Source organism: Endozoicomonas sp., assembly GCF_051008435.1.
Classification (GTDB): domain Bacteria; phylum Pseudomonadota; class Gammaproteobacteria; order Pseudomonadales; family Endozoicomonadaceae; genus Endozoicomonas_A.
Map to the genome: position 1 here is coordinate 1 of NZ_JBPCXO010000187.1, position 2,031 is coordinate 2,031.

Annotated in this window: 2 protein-coding genes; both read right to left on the minus strand. The window is 46.8% G+C overall.

Annotated features, from left to right (window positions below; all coding sequences use genetic code 11):
• Nucleotides 1-288 precede the first annotated feature (288 nt).
• On the minus strand, nucleotides 289-1,467 hold the full coding sequence (locus ACR2PX_RS09275) for an IS91 family transposase (protein ID WP_433999077.1): 1,179 nt from the start codon (nucleotides 1,465-1,467) through the stop codon (nucleotides 289-291).
• 146 nt (nucleotides 1,468-1,613) lie between these two features.
• Nucleotides 1,614-1,895 (minus strand): hypothetical protein, encoded by a 282-nt coding sequence (locus tag ACR2PX_RS09280; protein WP_433999078.1) that lies wholly within the window; start codon nucleotides 1,893-1,895, stop codon nucleotides 1,614-1,616.
• Nucleotides 1,896-2,031 lie beyond the last annotated feature (136 nt).

The window sequence follows — 2,031 nt, forward strand, 5'->3', positions numbered from 1 at the left end:
ATAACGCTTAGTTCAACTGCCCTTGCACTTAATCGAAGCGACTCTGGATTGAAGTGGCTCACTTCAATGCCTCTTGGGTCAGTTGCAACGCCTTGTTGGACGAGCCCTTGCACGGACTCTTTGTATGTAATTAACAGCGTGCGACTTGTGTCGCTTCTGGTTCCAAGGACTGAGATGAGAGGCAGTGAGTAGTGTAAAGGATGTCACGCCCTGGCATAAAGACATCTATTTTATATTCTGTTTCAATGCATTTTGGTGCTGTCATATAAAGCATCCCCTTGTCTGGCTTCAAGCCGTCAGATTCAGTGTTTTCATGTTGTTCAGTATGACGTGCCATTGAGTGGTTGGGTCTCTGCCTCTGAACAGTCGTTCTTTTTGTTGCAGTTTTTGTTGGCAGACCGGGCACAACACCTGTTCGCCGTAGCCTTTACTGATCAGATAATCTTGCCAGTCCTGAAGTTCTTTATCATTGCTGACCGGTGGTTGTTGATGCGCTGCTCGAGCTTTGTTCAGTGCTGCTCGTTTGCCACTGGTATAGAGACCGTAGAAGCGCAATGTTCTTTTGCCTCTGTCCGGTACATGAATCAGTAATTGTCGGATAAACCCGGTTTTTGAATAACGGTGTACTTCCTGCTGTCCTGTCTGATGGCTCTGATACCTCAGCAGTATTTTGTCATCCGTTTCATCCAGTTGTTGATTCGTGATCGGTCCACCTTTTACGTAGCGGGCCAGATAATTGATGACACCTTCACCATGCTCATAGGGCTCCATGATCTCAACATGCCAGTCTTTCCGGCCCAGCTGATTAATCAGGTTATTGAAACGAACAGGGCGCAGGCTGTCCGGTTTTCTTATCAAGTCTGCGTATTTCTTCAAGGCAGCACAGAATTTCCCTCTGAAGAGACGCATGATGACACGATAAGGCAGGAAACATTTTTTGACCGGTTGAACCCATTCTCCCTGAGCATTCAACCCACCATTACTGATCAGACAGTGCAGGTGTGGGTGAAGGCTCAGGTTGCGTCCCCAGGTGTGAAGGTTAAGCAGAAAGCCTGTATCCGCACCTAGATATTTTTTGTCGTTTAATAGTTGCTTAAGGGTCTCGCTGGCAGTCTGGAACAGGACATCCGTCATCAGGCTTGTGTTCATTAGCCAGAGTTCGTTCAACTCATGCGGAAGAGTAAACACCAGATGACGATGGGCCGTATCCAGAAGGATATTCTTTTTACAGTCGAGCCAGCGTTCTATTTGTATTTTGTTGCATTGGGGGCAGTTGCGATGTCTGCATGAGTTGTAACAGACCCGTTCAACATGGCCTTCAGGACAGGCCTGAATGTGGCCTCCCATGGCAGCGGTTCTGCAGCTCATAAAATCATTGGCTGCTTTATAGTGATGGAGTGGCAGTTTTTTGTTTTTGATATAGGCTTGGAAGGCTTGCTTAAAAACCTTTTGAACCGTTGTGTTCATAGAGTGCTCGTTAATGGGTTCGAACTCTCAAAGATAGAACATAATGCCTGCCTTTACTTCCCCCAGCGTAGCTGGGCGCGTCCAATGCCCAAAGCAGCGGCGCGCGTTAGCGCGTCCAGCCCGTAGGGCGGTGCTGCCTTTACTTGTTATAGGTTGCGCCATACTTCTATATGTGCACCGGATTTATCACAAAACAGATGGCTTAGCTTACCTTTGTTTGTGATGTAAATTGTTTCTGGAAGATTAAACCCGTTGCTCAAAGAGGTGAGATCATAATCACCGCTGAGTTTACAATAATAACCTTCTCGATTTGATTGCCATCTTGCGCCAGATAACTCGCACCCAGTAGAAAGCAAGTGATCAACGACTGGATCAAGGTGGCTATAAATCATTTCACCTTGTTGCGATTGTTCAGAAATCTCAATCATTACTTACCTATAACGCTTAGTTCAACTGCCCTTGCACTTAATCGAAGCGACTCTGGATTGAAGTGGCTCACTTCAATGCCTCTTGGGTCAGTTGCAACGCCTTGTTGGACGAGCCCTTGCACGGACTCTTTGTATG

Coding starts and splice junctions, on each gene's coding strand:
- ACR2PX_RS09280 (WP_433999078.1), bottom strand. CDS start 1,895: ATGATTGAGATTTCTGAACAATCGCAACAAGGTGAAATGATTTATAGC.
- ACR2PX_RS09275 (WP_433999077.1), bottom strand. CDS start 1,467: ATGAACACAACGGTTCAAAAGGTTTTTAAGCAAGCCTTCCAAGCCTAT.